The following is a 16,159-nucleotide window of genomic DNA, read 5'->3' on the forward strand; positions in this document are numbered from 1 at the left end:
ATCCCGGCCCACCTTCTGGTGGGCTTTTCTCGTAATGCCATCAGCCTTATCGGTGTAATGAGCCGAGGGTATTGAAAAGGACATTTCATGCAAAACAGTTTGTTGAAGCCACGTATTATTGAAGTTGAAGTACTCGGTGCCGGTCACGCCAAAGTCGTGATGGAGCCGTTTGAACGCGGCTACGGCCACACACTGGGTAACGCGCTGCGTCGCGTACTGTTGTCGTCGATGGTTGGCTACGCGCCGACAGAAGTGACGATCGCCGGTGTTGTGCACGAATATTCTTCACTCGACGGCGTGCAGGAAGACGTTGTTGATCTGTTGTTGAACCTGAAGGGCGTTGTGTTCAAATTGCACAACCGTGACGACGTCACCCTGACCCTGAAGAAAGACGGCGAAGGCGCAGTGTTGGCATCGGATATCGAATTGCCACACGACGTAGAACTGGTTAATCCGGATCACGTGATCGCTCACCTGACCGCCGGCGGCAAACTCGACATGCAGATCAAAGTCGAAAAAGGCCGTGGTTATGTACCGGGTAACGTACGTCGCCTGTCCGAAGATACCAACAAGACCATCGGTCGTATCATTCTGGACGCTTCGTTCTCGCCTGTACGTCGTGTTTCCTACGCTGTTGAGTCGGCTCGCGTTGAACAACGTACCGATCTGGACAAACTGGTTATCAACATCGAAACCAACGGTGTGATCTCGCCAGAAGAAGCGATCCGTCAATCGGCACGCGTCCTGGTTGATCAACTGAATGTATTCGCTGCGCTGGAAGGTACAGAAGCACCGGCAGATGCTCCATCGCGTGCGCCTGCAGTTGATCCTATCCTGTTGCGTCCAGTTGATGATCTGGAACTGACAGTACGTTCGGCTAACTGCCTCAAAGCAGAAAATATTTACTACATTGGTGACCTGATCCAACGTAGCGAAAATGAACTGTTGAAAACGCCTAACCTCGGCCGTAAGTCCCTGAATGAAATCAAGGAAGTACTGGCATCCCGCGGTTTGACTTTGGGCATGAAACTCGAAAACTGGCCACCAGCCGGTTTGGAGAAGTAATTAGTAATGGGGATAGGGGCAACCCTATCCCTTTTGTAGTAGAATCCACCGTCGTAAAAATATAGATACCGGTCCGCGTCCCTGCAAAGTGGCGATAGAAGAACTGGATTTAAACTCAACTAGAAAGGTATTACCATGCGTCACCGTCACGGCCTCCGTAAATTAAATCGTACCTCTTCGCACCGTCTCGCGATGTTGCGCAACATGACTGTTTCGCTGCTGCGTCACGAAGCAATCAAAACAACCTTGCCAAAAGCAAAAGAACTGCGTCGCGTGATCGAACCGATCCTGACTTTGGGCAAAACCGACAGCCTGGCAAACAAACGCCTCGCATTCAACCGTCTGCGTGATCGCGAAATGGTTGTCAAACTGTTCGCTGAATTGGGCCCACGTTACGCAAACCGCAATGGCGGCTACCTGCGTATCCTGAAAATGGGTTTCCGCGTTGGCGACAATGCACCTATGGCATTCGTTGAACTGGTTGATCGTCCAGACACCACCGAAGCAGTAGAAGACAACACCGGCGAATAAGCTGCTTGTTAGCAAAAAAAAAAGCCAGGCCTAGCCTGGCTTTTTGCTTTTCCGGGCGGCATCCTGCATGCGCGCTTGTGGCAAGATGGGCATAATTAACTTAACGTTACTTGCCTATGCCAGACCCAGCCATCCTCGCCGTTGCCGATCTGCATAAATCCTTTGGTCGCAACGGTTCGGGTACCAAAGTGATAGACGGCCTGTCTTTCGCCCTGCGGCGCGGCGAGTGCTATGGTTTGCTCGGTCCCAACGGTGCCGGCAAGACAACAACCTTGCGCTTGTGCCTGGGCCTGACTGCACCGGATAGCGGCAGCATTACCCTGGTTGATCACGCGATCCCGGCGCATGCGCGGGAAGCACGCGCACGGGTCGGTGTCGTGCCACAGGGTGACAACCTTGATCCCGACTTTACGGTAGAAGAAAACCTGCTGGTCTTTGGCCGTTACTTCGGCATTCCCGACAAAACCATACAGGCGCGTATTCCCTTCTTACTGGAGTTCGCCAACCTGACGAATAAAAAGGATGCGCAGATCGGTGAACTGTCCGGCGGTATGCGCCGGCGTCTGACCCTGGCGCGTGCATTGGTCAATGATCCAGACCTGATCTTTATGGATGAGCCGACCACCGGGCTGGATCCACAGGCACGCCACATGATCTGGGAGCGCCTCAAGGCTTTGCTGGCGCGCGGCAAAACCATATTCCTGACCACCCACTTCATGGACGAAGCGGAGCGCCTGTGTGACCGCCTGGCCGTGATGGATTACGGCAGGCTGATCGCCGAAGGCTCGCCGCGTGAACTGATTGCGCAACATATAGAAAGCCAGGTGCTGGAAGTCTATGGTGACGGTGCCGCGGCCTGGGGCGCGCAGCAGGGGCGGGCGCAGGCAACGCGCTATGAAGTCAGCGGTGAAACCATATTCTGCTATACCGACGATGCGCAGCCCTTGCTGCATGGTTTGGCGCACACATCGAATGTCCGGTACGTGCATCGCCCGGCGAATCTGGAAGATGTATTCCTCAAGCTAACCGGAAGGGAGATGCGGGATTGAAATCGACCCTATATGCATTGCCGGTATTTTCTGCGCGCGCCTTTCCAATCTGGCGCAGGAACTTCCTGGTCTGGAAAAAACTGGCCGGTGCCAGCGTACTCGGCAATATTGCCGATCCCTTGATTACCCTGCTTGCTTTCGGTTATGGTTTGGGCAGTTTGCTGACGCATGTCGATGGTATTCCCTATATCCAGTACCTGGCTTCTGCTTCTATCTGTATGTCCATCATGATGGCGGCTTCATTTGAAGCGCTGTACTCGGCCTTTTCGCGCATGCATGTGCAAAAGACCTGGGAAGCTTTACTGAACGCGCCGCTGGCTTTGGATGATGTGGTGGTGGCAGAGATGTTATGGGCGGCGACCAAGGCGCTGATTTCCGGTGTGGCGATCTTGTGCGTGATCTTTGCGCTGGGCATAGGTTTGCACTGGCATACCCTGCTGGTACTGCCTTTGCTGTTCCTGATCGGGATGATGTTTGCATCGCTGGGCCTGGTGATGAATGCCTTGGCTAAAGGTTATGATTTCTTTACCTACTATTTCACGCTGGTGCTCACCCCTATGGTTTTCCTGTCAGGTGTGTATTATCCGGTGGCGCAGTTGCCAGGATGGCTACAGGGTATAGCCGGCGTCCTGCCTTTGGGTGCTGCGGTGAACCTGGTGCGTCCATTATTATTGGGACACTGGCCGCCTACACCCTGGCTGGATATCGCGATACTGCTGGCATATTGTGTTGTCGCCTTTTACGCGGCGACCGTATTGACGCGCAAGCGTCTGTTGAATTGAACGAAGGACGTGTAGTGATGTCGATACCAGCGCAAGTATTGCTCGTTTTCAGCAATGTACCGGATCTGGAACTTGCCAAGAAGCTAGCGCGGCATTTGCTCGAACAGCGTTTGGCGGCATGCGTGAATATCCTGCCTGCAGTGCATTCGATGTATCGTTGGCAAGGTGCGCTGGAAGAGGGGACTGAAGTAGCGTTGCAGATCAAAACCACGCAAGCGTTGTATGCTGAGCTGGAAGCAGCGATCAGATCCATGCATCCGTATGAAGTACCCGAAATTATTGCCCTTCCCCTTAGCCAAGGTTTGCCGGCTTATCTGGACTGGGTCAGGCAGGAAACCAACAAGGATAGAAATGTTTAAGAATCAGGTGTGTATGCCCTTGGGCATACATCGCGTTGCAGCGCTGTTCAACCAGTTCATGCTCGCGCTGGGCTGTGTCCTTATGCTCGGCTTGCTGGCGCCGGCTGCACATGCCGATGAAGAATTCCTCGCACCTGAAGTCGCCTTTCAGTTTTCTGCGCGTATGGATGATGCGCACACCATCGCCGTCACCTATGCGATTGCGGATGGCTATTACATGTATCGCGAACGCTTTGCATTCCGGGCAACGGGGGCAAGCCTGGGCGAGCCGCAAATCCCTGATGGCAAAATCAAATTTGATGAAACTTTCCAGAAAGATGTAGAGACGTATCGCAAGAGCGTGACGATACGCATACCGGTCGAAGCTTCTGCACCATTCACGCTGATCGCGACCAGCCAGGGTTGTTCGGATAAAGGTTTATGTTATTCGCCTATGGATTCCGAGGCACGTTTCTCGGTTGCCAGTGGCAATGTAGAAGTACTTGCATCGTCGGCATCAGCTGCGCAGGCAGGGAATACCTTGCCTGAATCTGAAATGGGCCAGATAGAACGTTCGCTGAAAAGCGGCAAGCTACTGGCCATCCTGCCGCTGTTTTTCCTGCTTGGCCTGGGGCTGGCATTTACTCCTTGTGTCTTGCCCATGGTACCTATCCTTTCCAGCATCATCGTGGGTGAGGGTACGCAAGTTAAACGCAGCCGCGGTTTTGTATTGGCGCTGGTGTATTCGCTGGGGATGGCGATCGTCTATACCCTGCTTGGCACGGCAGCCGGCCTGATCGGTGAAGGCTTGGCGGCGGCGCTGCAGAATCCCTGGGTATTGGGTACCTTCGCGATCCTGATGGCGGTGCTGGCCTTGTCGATGTTCGATGTCTATCAATTACAAATGCCGGCTGCGATACAAACGCGTTTGACGCAAGCTTCCGAGAAGCAGTCTGCCGGCAAGCTGATAGGCGTATTTATCATGGGTGCCTTGTCGGCGCTGATCGTCGGTCCATGCGTGGCGGCGCCTTTGGCCGGTGCTTTGGTCTATATCAGCCAGACCCGCGATGTGATGATAGGTGGCAGCGCCTTGTTTGCGATGGCGATAGGCATGAGCGTGCCGCTGTTGCTGGTTGGTTTATCGGCCGGTGCCTTGTTGCCGCGTGCCGGGATGTGGATGGATGCGGTCAAGCGCTTCTTCGGCGTGCTGATGCTGGCCGTCGCCTTGTGGATGGTGTCGCCAGTGATTCCTGCCGTGGCGCAAATGCTGGGCTGGACTGCATTGCTGGTTGGCTATGGCGCTTACTTATTGTGGGGCGCAAAAGGCGGCTGGTTCTCGAAAGCGGTCGGCTTGATTTGTGTCGTGCTTGGGATGCTGCAATTGGTCGGTGTCGCAACCGGTGGCCGTGATGCATTGGCACCGCTGGAACATTTGCAGGGTGAGCGGCAGGAAAAAGTAAGCTTCAAGCGCGTCAAGACGGTGGCGGATCTGGATGCTGCCTTGATCCTGGCTAAAGGCAAGCATGTGATGCTGGATTTTTATGCGGACTGGTGTGTCTCCTGCATCGAGATGGAGAAGCTGACTTTCACGGATAAGCGTGTACGCGCCCACTTCGCTGAAATGGTCTTGTTGCAGGTCGATGTGACGGCGAATGATGCGGAAGACAAAGCCATGTTGCGGCGTTTCAATTTATTCGGGCCACCGGGCATTATTTTCTTTGACAAGGCGGGGCAGGAGATTCAGGGTGGACGCGTCATTGGTTTCCAGAACGCCGACAAGTTCACGCAATCGCTGGCCTTGATCAAGCAGTTTTAAGTGTGGCGCTGCTTGCGCTATGATCATAGCTCCCCGTTATTTGTATAGTTGTTATTTGTCGTTGGGAAAGTTGTCTGGCCGGGCTATAGTCAGACTTTGATGATTACAGTGTTAAGGAGAAAGCAATGACTTTACGTTTAGGCGATACTGCCCCCGATTTCACGCAAGATTCGTCAATCGGAAAAATAAAATTTCACGAATGGGCAGGCGATTCCTGGGTTGTTTTATTTTCGCATCCAGCTGACTTTACGCCGGTCTGCACCACTGAGCTGGGCCTGACTGCCAAGCTGAAACCTGAATTCGACAAACGCAATGTGAAAGCGATTGCCTTATCCGTCGATCCGGCAGAAAAGCATGTGGAGTGGATCAAGGATATCGAAGCGACACAAAAAACCGTGGTTGGATTTCCTATCGTTGCAGATGCGGACAAATCGGTTTCCACCTTGTATGACATGATTCATCCAAACCAATCGGCGACGGCAACCGTGCGCTCGTTGTTCGTGATCGATCCGCAAAAGAAAATCCGTTTGACGATTACTTATCCTATGAGCACCGGTCGTAACTTCGATGAAGTCTTGCGCGTGATTGATGCCCTGCAACTGACTGATGGTTATACGGTTGCGACACCAGGCAACTGGCGCGATGGTGACGACGTCATTATTCCGCTGACCGTGCAGGATGAAGCTGTCATCAAGCAAAAGTATCCTAAGGGCTTCAAAGCTGAGCGTCCTTATCTGCGCCTGACGCCACAGCCGAATAAATAATCTGAATGCGGTAAATAAAAAAGCATCCATCTGGATGCTTTTTTTAATGGTGCAAATGTTTTCCGGCCAAGTGTCGGGTGATGATGGCACCAACGATTGCTGTAACAAGGACGATGCTGATTACATAAGCGGCAGGATTTCGTAGGCCAACAAAGTCAGCAATCCAAATTAGTGCCGCGGCAGCGATAAGCTCGGAGACAAGCACCAGCGGGAGTATTTTCTTTGTCGGTAGCTTACTTCGCTTATACAGAATCCATACGCTGGGCGCCCACAATATGGCCAGGACAGTGATTACTCCTATTAGTGGGAATAAAAATAGGAATAAGGAGTCACTCATGTATTGTGGTCTTGCCGGTTTTAACCTAGCTTCAAGCGACGTGCGATATCGCGTGCGAAGTAAGTCAGTACGCCATCAGCGCCGGCACGTTTGAAGGCGATCATGGCTTCCATCATGGTTTTGTCATGATCCAGCCAGCCTTGTTGCGCGGCCGCCTTGATCATCGCGTACTCACCGCTGACCTGGTAGGCAAAGGTCGGGACCTTGAATTCGTCTTTGACACGACGCACGATGTCCAGATAAGGCATGCCCGGTTTGACCATGACCATGTCAGCACCTTCTGCCAGATCCAGCGCAACTTCGCGCAATGCTTCATCGCTATTGGCCGGGTCCATCTGGTAGGTCGATTTATTGCTCTTGCCCAGTGTGGCGGACGAGCCGACCGCGTCGCGGAACGGGCCGTAAAAGGCCGAAGCGTATTTGGCGGAGTAAGCCATGATGCGCGTGTAAATATGATGGTGCGATTCCAGTGCTGAACGTATCGCACCTATACGACCATCCATCATGTCGGACGGGGCAACGATATCGACACCGGCTTCGGCTTGCGCCAGCGCCTGCTTGGTAAGGATGGCGCAAGTTTCGTCGTTGAGAACGTAACCATGTGCATCCAGTACGCCATCCTGGCCGTGGCTGGTATAAGGGTCGAGTGCAACGTCCGTCAATATGCCCAGCTCCGGGAAGCGCTTTTTCAATTCGCGTACCGCGCGTGGAACCAGGCCGTTCGGATTGCAGGCTTCAATACCATCCGGTGTTTTCAACGAAGCCTGGATCACCGGGAACAAGGCCATGACCGGAATATTCAACTCGACGCATTCCTCCGCCACGCTCAACAGCAGATCGACCGACAGGCGCTCAACGCCCGGCATCGATGATACTTTCTCCCGCTGGTTCTCGCCTTCGGTGATGAAGACCGGATAAATCAAGTCAGCAGCTGTCACCACATGTTCGCGCATCATCGCGCGCGAGAACGCGTCCTTGCGCATGCGGCGCATACGCAGGGCGGGGAATTGGGCATTTTGTAAAAGTTTGGACATGGCGGTCTTCGACGAAATGAGGGTTATCAAGATTACTAAAAAACGAAATGGAGAAAAATAATTGAAACTTTTTCGCCGTCTGTCGCTCCTAGTAGCAGGTGCTTTGCATCTCCCGCTTCTCCTCCCTGAGCGGGGCCAGGTCGCACAAGCGCGATATGGCGTTATTGCCCTGGAGATACTCCCCTTTCTCCAGGGCCTTTTTTTGCCCGGTGCCTTTATCTTCAGACATCGTTTGCGGCAGGACCGTTCGATTCTTCCTGTGGCTCTTCATTCAAACCGAGCAACTCTATTATCTTGTCATTGGCTTCGTCCAGGCCGCTGCGTTTAAGCGCCGAGAACATTTGCGCGGTAAACGGAAACGGCTGGCCGTTTTCATCGACATAACTTCCCAGGATGGTACGCGCGGTACGCAGCGCATTGGCGGCATCGTTGCGATTGAGCTTGTCGGATTTTGTTAACAGGCAATGGATAGGTTTGCCGGTCGGGGCAAACCATTCCAGCATCTGGATATCGAGTTCGGTAAATGGACGGCGTGAGTCAACGATCAGGACCAGGGCAGCCAGCTGTTCGCGGCGTTGCACATAATCACCGAGCAGTTCCTGCCAGTGCAGTTTGGCCGAGCCGGACACTTCGGCATAGCCGTAGCCGGGCAAATCAACCAGCAGGGCGCGGATTTCATCGACCTTGGTTTCGTCTTTGCGATGCTGGCCGACATGCGCGCCACCGATGGAAAAATAATTGATATGCTGTGTGCGGCCCGGGGTTTTGGACGCAAAAGCCAGTTTTTTCTGGTTGCACAGGATATTGATCGCGGTTGATTTACCAGCGTTAGAGCGGCCGGCGAATGCAATCTCGGGAACTTGCGTTTTTGGCAAGTCACGGAGATGATTGACCGTGGTGAAGAAGCGGGCTTGCCAAAGTAGGGACATAGGATGGGAGAAAATGCTTAAGGGGTGGCAAAAATGCCGGAAAGCTATTGTACAATGAGTGGTTACGCATTGTTGCGCCGCAGAAGCGAACTAGCATCTTAAGTGGCAGTATAAAGTCGCCAATAGGGCAGAATTTTAATAAGTCTCCAGGGTGTTTGAATGAATCGTATTTGTATACCAATCGTAAAATCCTTGTTCGTTGCGCTATTGGCAATTGCCTCTACCGCTAATGCTTCTGAAGATAAAAAAGTAGCCAAAGCCGATCCAGCCAAAGGAGAAGCGCTCTACAACACAGGCGACGCAACCCGTAATGTCACAGCCTGTATCGCCTGTCACGGCGCTGCCGGCAATTCCAGCATCGCCGAAAACCCGAAACTGACCGGGCAGCATGGTGCTTATATCCACAAACAATTAGTCGATTTCAAAGGTCCGGCGCGTAATAACGCGATCATGGCGCCGATAGCCAAGGGCATGACGGAAGAAGATATCCAGAATGTCATCGCCTACCTGGCCAAGCAAAAGCCAACCCCGGGCGCGGCGAAAAACAAAGACACGGTTGAATTGGGCAAGAAAATTTACCGTGGCGGTATCGCCGAGAAGAATGTCCCGGCTTGTGCTGCCTGCCATAGCGCCAACGGTGCAGGCTTGCCGGCACAGTACCCACGCCTGGCCGGTCAACACCAGACTTATACGGCGGCGCAACTGATCAACTTCCGTAACGGCACGCGTAAAAATAGCGAGCCGATGACAACTGTTGCCAAACGGATGTCGGATGAAGAAATTCAGGCAGTATCGGATTACGTCGCTGGCTTGAAATAATAAAAATAAGCGCCAAAAAATAAAAAAAGGGGTGGCTCAGGCTACCCCTTTTTGCTTTATACGGAGACATCGTGCCAAACAGCTAATTTACTGCTGTGCATCTGGCCGACTGCAGTAGATTGAGGATGAAGTAATGACAAGTGAAACAGAAACAAGCACGGGTGGTTGGGAACTGAAAACCAGCCGCCGTTGGTTGGCAGATAGTGTTGAATTGCTGTCCTCGATGCGTTTTGCAATCAGTTTGCTGACACTGATTTCGATTGCATCGATTATCGGTACCGTCCTCAAACAAAATGAACCGATGACGAATTACGTCAATCAGTTCGGTCCTTTCTGGTTCGAAGTCTTTAGTAAGCTGAACCTGTACGCGGTGTATTCCACCTGGTGGTTCCTGGTGATCATGGGCTTCCTGGTTGTTTCCACTTCGCTGTGCCTGTTGCGCAACGCTCCCAAGATGCTGAAAGACATGCGCAGCTGGCGCGAGAATGTGCGCGAGCAATCGTTGCGCAACTTCCATCACAAGGCGGAATGGCGCGTCGATATTTCGCGTGCGGCCCTGACGGCACAGACCTTGGCACGGGTAACTGCAAATGGGTATAAGACCAAGGTCGTCGAAAAAGAAAATGCGACCCTGATTGCGGCCAAGCAAGGTGCGGCGAATAAATGGGGCTACATCTTTGCGCATGCATCGATTGTGATTATCTGCCTCGGTGGCTTGCTCGATTCCGACTTGCCTATACGCATACAAAAGCTGCTCTTTAATAAAACACCATTCGTAGGCAACGGCGTCATTGCGCAGATTCCGGAACAGCACCGATTGGGTTTGGGTAATCCGACTTTTCGTGGCAATACCCTGATCCCGGAAGGAAGCAGCAGTAGTACCGCCATCATTTCGCAGCAGGAAGGTGTGCTGATCCAGGATTTGCCGTTCACGATCCAGCTCAAGCGTTTCATCATTGATTACTATTCGACCGGCATGCCGAAGTTGTTTGCCAGTGAAGTAGTGGTGACGGATCACGAAAACGGCAAAGTCTTTCCGGCCACGATCAAGGTGAACGAACCTTTGATTTATCGTGGCGTCGCGGTGTATCAATCGTCGTTTGAAGATGGTGGCAGCAAGCTGAAAGTTACCGGCTACCCGATGCAGGGTGCAGCGCATGCGGCCTTCTCCTTGCAGGGCGAAGTAGGTAACACCACACCGCTGGCTGCGTCCGGGAAAAATGCTGATTACACGGTCGAGTGGTCCGGCTTCCGAGCCTTCAACGTCGAGAATATGGCGAAGAACGGACAGGATGTGCGGGCGGTGAATCCGAACCAGGGTTTGTCTTCAAGTTTTGACAAGCACCTGGGCTCTGCGGCAAAGAGCGCCAATAATAAAGACTTGAAAAACGTCGGCCCCAGCGTGCAATACAAATTGCGTGATCGCAACGGCCAGGCGCGTGAATATCACAACTATATGCAACCGGTACTGGTCGATGGTGCGTACGTGTTCCTCGCCGGCATGCGTGAATCGCCGGCAGACCAGTTCCGCTTCTTGCGGATTCCGGCCGATGACAACGATACGGTAGATGAGTGGATGCGTTTGCGTGCCGCCATCCTCAATCCGCAGTTGCGTGAACTTGCTGCGCAGCGTTATGCACAACGTGCATTGCCGGAAGCACGCGATGGCGTCAGCGCCCTGCGCGCGCAATTGCAGGCCTCGGCCCTGAAGGGTTTGACAATTTTTGCCGGTGACGGACAGGATGCGGGTTATATTGCCGTGTCGAAGTTCCTGGAACGCATTCCGGCGCAGGACCAGGAAAAGGCTGCCGATATTTTCATGAAGATCATGAACGGCAGCATGTGGGACCTGTGGCAAATTGCACGCGAGAAAGAAGGTTTGAAGCCGGTCGAGCTGGATGAAAAGCATGGTCGTTTCCTGCAACTGGCGACGAATGCCATTTCCGATGCTTTCTTCTATGGTGCGCCGGTTTACCTGCAATTGCAGGGCTTTGATGAAGTCAAGGCTTCGGTCTTGCAAGTCACACGCTCACCAGGGAAAAACATCGTTTACTTCGGCTGCCTGTTACTGGTGCTAGGTGTGTTCTCGATGTTTTATATACGCGAACGCAGGGTCTGGATCTGGATCAAGTCGGAAGACGATGGCGGTGCGCATGCGATCATGGCCATGAGTTCGCAACGCAAGACACTGGACTTTGAAAAAGAATTTGAAGTATTTAAACAGCAGTTGCTGCAAGCAGGGCCGTCACAGAAATAAGCAGGATCTGGATGGTGTTTGTGGTTTCGCTTTTATATAAGAACGCATATCACGTATATTTGTGAGATGAGTTCTGGATGCATATAAAGAATTTACACTGAGCCTGGCTTGCTGGTCAGCCGGTAGTAAACATTACGGAGATAGCAATGGACGCAGTACAAGAGCAGATTTATACGCAGCCGCCCGGTTTTTTCAAACGCCTCACTGCGCTGGATTGGTTGTATGGCGCGGCCTTGCTGGCGGCCTCCTTGTTTGCGCTGAATCGCTTTGGCCATCACATGGATATTTACGAGGAAGTGATCCTCGTATTGGCGGCGCCGACTTTCGCATGGCTCGGCTGGCACTGGAAATCGGTGCGTTGGTTGATGGCTTTGCTGGCGGTCTTGTCCCTTTCTGCGATTGCCATGTACGGCGGCGCGCTGGCAATGGCTGACCAGAAATTTTTCCTTAAATATTTATTGTCCAGCCAGTCTGCAATCTTGTGGATGAGTACGCTGTTCCTCTTGTCCACCGTGTTTTATTGGGGCGGCCTGATTACACGGTCGGCGACCGGTGCTTCGCTTGGCAGTAAATTATGCTGGGCGGCGGTGGTGATGGGCTTTACCGGCATGCTGGTACGCTGGTATGAGTCTTACCTGATAGGTGCGGACGTCGGGCATATCCCGGTTTCCAACCTGTATGAAGTATTCATCCTGTTCTGCATGATCACAGCCTTGTTTTATTTGTATTACGAACAAGTGTATGCGACGCGTCAATTGGGGCCATTCGTCTTGCTGGTGATATCGGCGGCGGTCGGGTTCCTGCTCTGGTACACCGTCACCCGTGATGCGGCAGAAATCCAGCCTTTGGTTCCAGCCCTGCAAAGCTGGTGGATGAAGATACATGTGCCGGCCAACTTTATCGGTTACGGGACCTTTGCGTTGGCGGCGATGGTGGCGATTGCTTACCTGCTGAAATCACATGGCATGCTGGTTGATCGCCTGCCTGCGCTGGAAGTGCTGGACGATGTCATGTACAAGGCGATTGCCGTCGGTTTCGCTTTCTTTACCATTGCGACTATCCTCGGTGCCTTGTGGGCGGCCGAAGCATGGGGTGGTTACTGGTCGTGGGATCCGAAGGAAACCTGGGCGCTGATCGTCTGGCTAAACTATGCTTCGTGGCTGCATATGCGCCTGATGAAGGGTTTGCGCGGCAAGGTCGCGGCCTGGTGGGCGGTCATCGGTTTGCTGGTGACAACATTTGCTTTCCTGGGTGTGAATATGTTCCTGTCCGGTTTGCATTCCTACGGCGAACTGTAAGATTTAACTTTGGAATAAATACACAGTTCCAAAGTGGCATGAAGAGGGGAAACTGAATTTTCGGTTTCCCCTTTCTATTTTGAAACTCCTGTAAGGTTGGCGGGTCTGAAGAGACTAATGAGCACAATCCTCATACGGAGTTGCCATGTTAATCAAACGTAATTCGAACGGGATAGAACTCCCGTTTGCATCTGAAATCACGCCGCGCCAGGTTTTTGAGTCGCGGCGTGACTTTATCCGCAAACTTGCGGTCGGTTCTATCGCCGGTGGCGCTTTGCTGGAGATGGCCACGCGCGACGCCTTCGCCGCGTCCGCCGCGCAAAAGCTGGCGGCGCAGCAAAATCCAGCCTATGTCGTGCTCGACAAGCAAACGTCATATAAAGATGCGACGACCTACAATAATTATTACGAGTTCGGCACCGACAAGGAAAGCCCGGCCCGCTATGCATCGGCTTTGAAGACGCGGCCATGGACCGTGTCTATAGAGGGTGAAATCAAGAAGCCGATGACATTGGACATCGACAGCTTGCTGAAACTGGCGCCGCTGGAAGAACGTGTTTATCGCCTGCGTTGTGTCGAAGGCTGGTCTATGGTGATTCCATGGATAGGTTATTCATTGTCGGAACTGATTAAAAAAGTTGAGCCGAATTCCAATGCCAAGTACGTCGAATTCGTGACGGTTGCCGATAAGGAAGCTATGCATGGCCTGAATCGCGCCGTGCTGGACTGGCCCTATGTAGAAGGACTGCGTATAGATGAGGCGAACCATCCGCTGACGCTGTTGACGCTGGGCATGTATGGCGAAGTATTGCCGAACCAGAATGGCGCGCCTGTGCGTATCGTGACCCCGTGGAAGTATGGCTTTAAGTCAGCCAAGTCCATCGTCAAGATCCGCTTTGTCAAGGACCAGCCGCGTACTGCGTGGAATCTGGCTGCGCCACGGGAATACGGTTTCTATTCGAATGTAAATCCGCAGGTCGATCATCCGCGCTGGTCGCAAGCCAGTGAGCGCAGGATAGGCGAAGACGGCTTGTTTACGAAGAAACGCCCGACCCTGATGTTCAACGGTTATAGCCAGGTTGCGTCCTTGTACACCGGCATGGATTTGAAGAAATTCTTTTGACGTAGGCGCTGTAACCTTTAGTCGTGGGCGACGAACTAAGCATAATGAACATCAACCCCTCTCCGCGCCAACTCACGCTATTGAAATGCGTGTTGTTCCTGCTGGCTTTGCTGCCTTTCATCCGTCTCGCCGTGTTCACGGTGACGGAACAGCTGGGTGCCAATCCTATTGAGTTCATTACGCGTAACACCGGTGACTGGACCTTGTACTTCCTGTGCATGACGCTGGCGGTGACGCCGCTACGTCGCTTCAGCAAGTGGAACTGGTTACTCAAGCTGCGGCGCATGCTGGGTCTGTTTGCCTTCTTTTACGCCAGCCTGCATTTCATGACCTTTTTCTGGTTCGATCATTTCTTTGATGTCAGCGAGATGTGGGCAGATGTACTCAAGCGCCCGTTCATCACCGTGGGCTTCACCGCTTTTGTCTTGCTGATACCGCTAGCGGTGACGAGCACAAACGGCATGGTAAAACGATTGGGTGGCAAGCGCTGGCAATGGCTGCATCGCCTGATTTATGCGATCGCACTATTGGGGATATTGCATTACTGGTGGATGAAAGCGGGCAAGCACGATTTCGAACAGCCGATTATCTTCGGTTCTGTCGTGGCTGTGCTGCTGTTGCTGCGGGTGTACTGGTGGTGGCAAAAGCGTGCGCAGGCACCAATGGTGGCGGGGCGTGTAACTTAAAAACAAACGGGATGCAGTGTGCATCCCGTTTGTTTTCAGCCTATCAAGGCAGCAGCGATTCCAGTGCAAACAAATCACTGGCAGCTTCGCGCTTGCGTATCAGGTGCACCTTGTCACCATCCACCATGACTTCTGCCGCCCTGCCGCGTGTGTTGTAGTTGGATGACATGGTCATGCCATACGCACCCGCCGACATGATGGCCAGCAAATCACCTTCTTCTATTGCCAGCTCACGTGAGCGCGCCAGCCAGTCGCCGGATTCGCATACCGGACCGACTACATCGTAGGTTGCTACTGCGCTATCGCGTTGCTGTACCGGCAGTACGCCGTGCCAGGCTTCATACATGGCTGGACGCATCAGGTCATTCATTGCCGCGTCGACGATGGCGAAGTTTTTGGTTTCGCCGTGTTTAATGTACTGAACTTCGGTCAGCAGGATGCCGGCGTTGCCGACGATGGAGCGACCTGGTTCAAACAAAACCTTGATAGGCGCACCGCCGTGTTTTTGTTTGCGCCATGCGTCTATCTTGGCAAACAGGCGGGCCAGATAATCACCGACGGCAACCGGTTGATCATTGTCGTAGTTGATGCCGATGCCGCCGCCGATATCCAGGTGATGCAGATGGATGCCTTCAGCATCCAGCGTGTCTATCAGTTCTATCAACTTGTCGACTGCTTCCAGCAGCGGCGCGTCATCCAGTAATTGCGAACCGATATGGCAATCGATGCCGACTACCTCGATATTGGGCAGGGCTGCCGCTACGCGATAAGTCGTCAGCGTGTCTTCGTAAGCGATGCCGAATTTATTGTCTTTCAATCCGGTCGAGATATAAGGATGGGTCTTGGCGTCGACATTCGGATTGACGCGCAGCGAGACCGCAGCCTTTTTGCCCATTTCTGTGGCAACGGCATTCAATCTATGTAATTCAGGAATCGATTCAACGTTGAAGCACAGGATGTCGTGCGACAAGGCGAGCTGCATTTCTTCGCGTGATTTGCCGACGCCGGAAAAAATAACTTTGCGTGGTGAGCCACCGGCTGCCAATACGCGTAATAATTCGCCACCGGATACGATATCGAAACCCGAGCCCAGTTTGCCCAGCAGGTTCAGCACCGCCAGATTGGAGTTTGATTTGACGGAATAGCAAACCAGCGCCGTTTCATCGTTGCGGCCATGTTGTTTGCAGGCGTCGGCATACGCCGAGAAGTTCTCAACCAGCGCAGCTTTGGAATAGATGTAGGTTGGCGAGCCGAATTGTTGGGCAATTTGCGCCAGCGGTGTATTCTCCGCGCAGAGCACACCGTCTTGGTAAGAAAAATGCGACATGATG

15 protein-coding genes are annotated in these 16,159 nt (G+C 53.0%); 12 read left to right on the forward strand and 3 right to left on the reverse strand.

Annotation, left to right across the window (positions count from 1 at the left end; translation table 11 throughout):
* Positions 1 to 87: 87 nt before the first annotated feature.
* The 7 genes from ACFQPC_RS13650 (at position 88) to ACFQPC_RS13680 (ending at position 6,345) form a co-directional block, all read left to right on the forward strand.
* Complete coding sequence (locus ACFQPC_RS13650; protein ID WP_012081228.1) at positions 88 to 1,065, forward strand: DNA-directed RNA polymerase subunit alpha; 978 nt, start codon at positions 88 to 90, stop codon at positions 1,063 to 1,065.
* 135 nt (positions 1,066 to 1,200) lie between these two features.
* The gene (gene rplQ / locus ACFQPC_RS13655) at positions 1,201 to 1,596 is read left to right on the forward strand and encodes a 50S ribosomal protein L17 (protein ID WP_382272435.1); all 396 of its coding nucleotides are present in this window, start codon (positions 1,201 to 1,203) and stop codon (positions 1,594 to 1,596) included.
* A 116-nt stretch (positions 1,597 to 1,712) separates the two neighbouring features.
* Complete coding sequence (locus ACFQPC_RS13660) at positions 1,713 to 2,645, forward strand: ATP-binding cassette domain-containing protein (RefSeq protein WP_382272436.1); 933 nt, start codon at positions 1,713 to 1,715, stop codon at positions 2,643 to 2,645.
* Positions 2,642 to 3,427: an ABC transporter permease gene (locus ACFQPC_RS13665; protein ID WP_382272437.1), complete on the forward strand. Its 786-nt coding sequence runs from the start codon at positions 2,642 to 2,644 to the stop codon at positions 3,425 to 3,427. Before ACFQPC_RS13660 ends, ACFQPC_RS13665 begins: the two co-directional genes overlap by 4 nt.
* A gap of 17 nt (positions 3,428 to 3,444) precedes the next feature.
* Complete coding sequence (gene cutA, locus ACFQPC_RS13670; RefSeq protein ID WP_382272946.1) at positions 3,445 to 3,786, forward strand: divalent-cation tolerance protein CutA; 342 nt, start codon at positions 3,445 to 3,447, stop codon at positions 3,784 to 3,786.
* Positions 3,779 to 5,581, forward strand: a complete 1,803-nt coding sequence (gene dsbD, locus ACFQPC_RS13675; protein ID WP_382272438.1) for a protein-disulfide reductase DsbD — start codon at positions 3,779 to 3,781, stop codon at positions 5,579 to 5,581. Before cutA ends, dsbD begins: the two co-directional genes overlap by 8 nt.
* A gap of 125 nt (positions 5,582 to 5,706) precedes the next feature.
* On the forward strand, positions 5,707 to 6,345 hold the full coding sequence (locus ACFQPC_RS13680) for a peroxiredoxin (protein ID WP_012081222.1): 639 nt from the start codon (positions 5,707 to 5,709) through the stop codon (positions 6,343 to 6,345).
* 357 nt (positions 6,346 to 6,702) lie between these two features.
* Here ACFQPC_RS13680 and hemB read toward each other — a convergent pair whose 3' ends face one another.
* Together hemB and yihA are read right to left on the reverse strand one after the other, a co-directional pair.
* Positions 6,703 to 7,716, reverse strand: coding sequence for a porphobilinogen synthase (gene hemB, locus ACFQPC_RS13685; protein ID WP_012081221.1), 1,014 nt, complete (start codon positions 7,714 to 7,716; stop codon positions 6,703 to 6,705).
* 221 nt (positions 7,717 to 7,937) lie between these two features.
* Entirely contained in the window at positions 7,938 to 8,645 is a 708-nt protein-coding gene (gene yihA, locus ACFQPC_RS13690) for a ribosome biogenesis GTP-binding protein YihA/YsxC (RefSeq protein ID WP_382272439.1), read from the reverse strand.
* A gap of 159 nt (positions 8,646 to 8,804) precedes the next feature.
* On the opposite strand from yihA, the gene ACFQPC_RS13695 reads away from it, so the two are divergent.
* The 5 genes from ACFQPC_RS13695 (at position 8,805) to msrQ (ending at position 14,828) form a co-directional block, all read left to right on the forward strand.
* The gene (locus ACFQPC_RS13695; protein WP_382272440.1) at positions 8,805 to 9,464 is read left to right on the forward strand and encodes a c-type cytochrome; all 660 of its coding nucleotides are present in this window, start codon (positions 8,805 to 8,807) and stop codon (positions 9,462 to 9,464) included.
* A 133-nt stretch (positions 9,465 to 9,597) separates the two neighbouring features.
* Entirely contained in the window at positions 9,598 to 11,721 is a 2,124-nt protein-coding gene (locus ACFQPC_RS13700) for a cytochrome c biogenesis protein ResB (RefSeq protein WP_382272441.1), read from the forward strand.
* Between the two features lie 146 nt (positions 11,722 to 11,867).
* Positions 11,868 to 13,019 carry a c-type cytochrome biogenesis protein CcsB gene (gene ccsB / locus ACFQPC_RS13705; RefSeq protein WP_382272442.1) on the forward strand — a complete coding sequence of 384 codons (1,152 nt, stop codon included), beginning with the start codon at positions 11,868 to 11,870 and terminating at the stop codon, positions 13,017 to 13,019.
* Positions 13,020 to 13,164: 145 nt separating this feature from the next.
* Positions 13,165 to 14,142: a protein-methionine-sulfoxide reductase catalytic subunit MsrP gene (msrP, locus tag ACFQPC_RS13710; protein WP_382272443.1), complete on the forward strand. Its 978-nt coding sequence runs from the start codon at positions 13,165 to 13,167 to the stop codon at positions 14,140 to 14,142.
* Between the two features lie 44 nt (positions 14,143 to 14,186).
* Positions 14,187 to 14,828: a protein-methionine-sulfoxide reductase heme-binding subunit MsrQ gene (gene msrQ / locus ACFQPC_RS13715; RefSeq protein ID WP_382272444.1), complete on the forward strand. Its 642-nt coding sequence runs from the start codon at positions 14,187 to 14,189 to the stop codon at positions 14,826 to 14,828.
* 43 nt (positions 14,829 to 14,871) lie between these two features.
* On the opposite strand, the gene lysA is transcribed toward msrQ, so the two are convergent.
* A complete protein-coding gene (lysA, locus tag ACFQPC_RS13720) occupies positions 14,872 to 16,155 on the reverse strand; it encodes a diaminopimelate decarboxylase (RefSeq protein ID WP_382272445.1) in 1,284 nt (427 codons plus the stop codon).
* Positions 16,156 to 16,159 lie beyond the last annotated feature (4 nt).

The sequence above is a fragment of the Herminiimonas glaciei genome, assembly GCF_042664955.1.
GTDB lineage: Bacteria > Pseudomonadota > Gammaproteobacteria > Burkholderiales > Burkholderiaceae_D > Oxalicibacterium > Oxalicibacterium glaciei.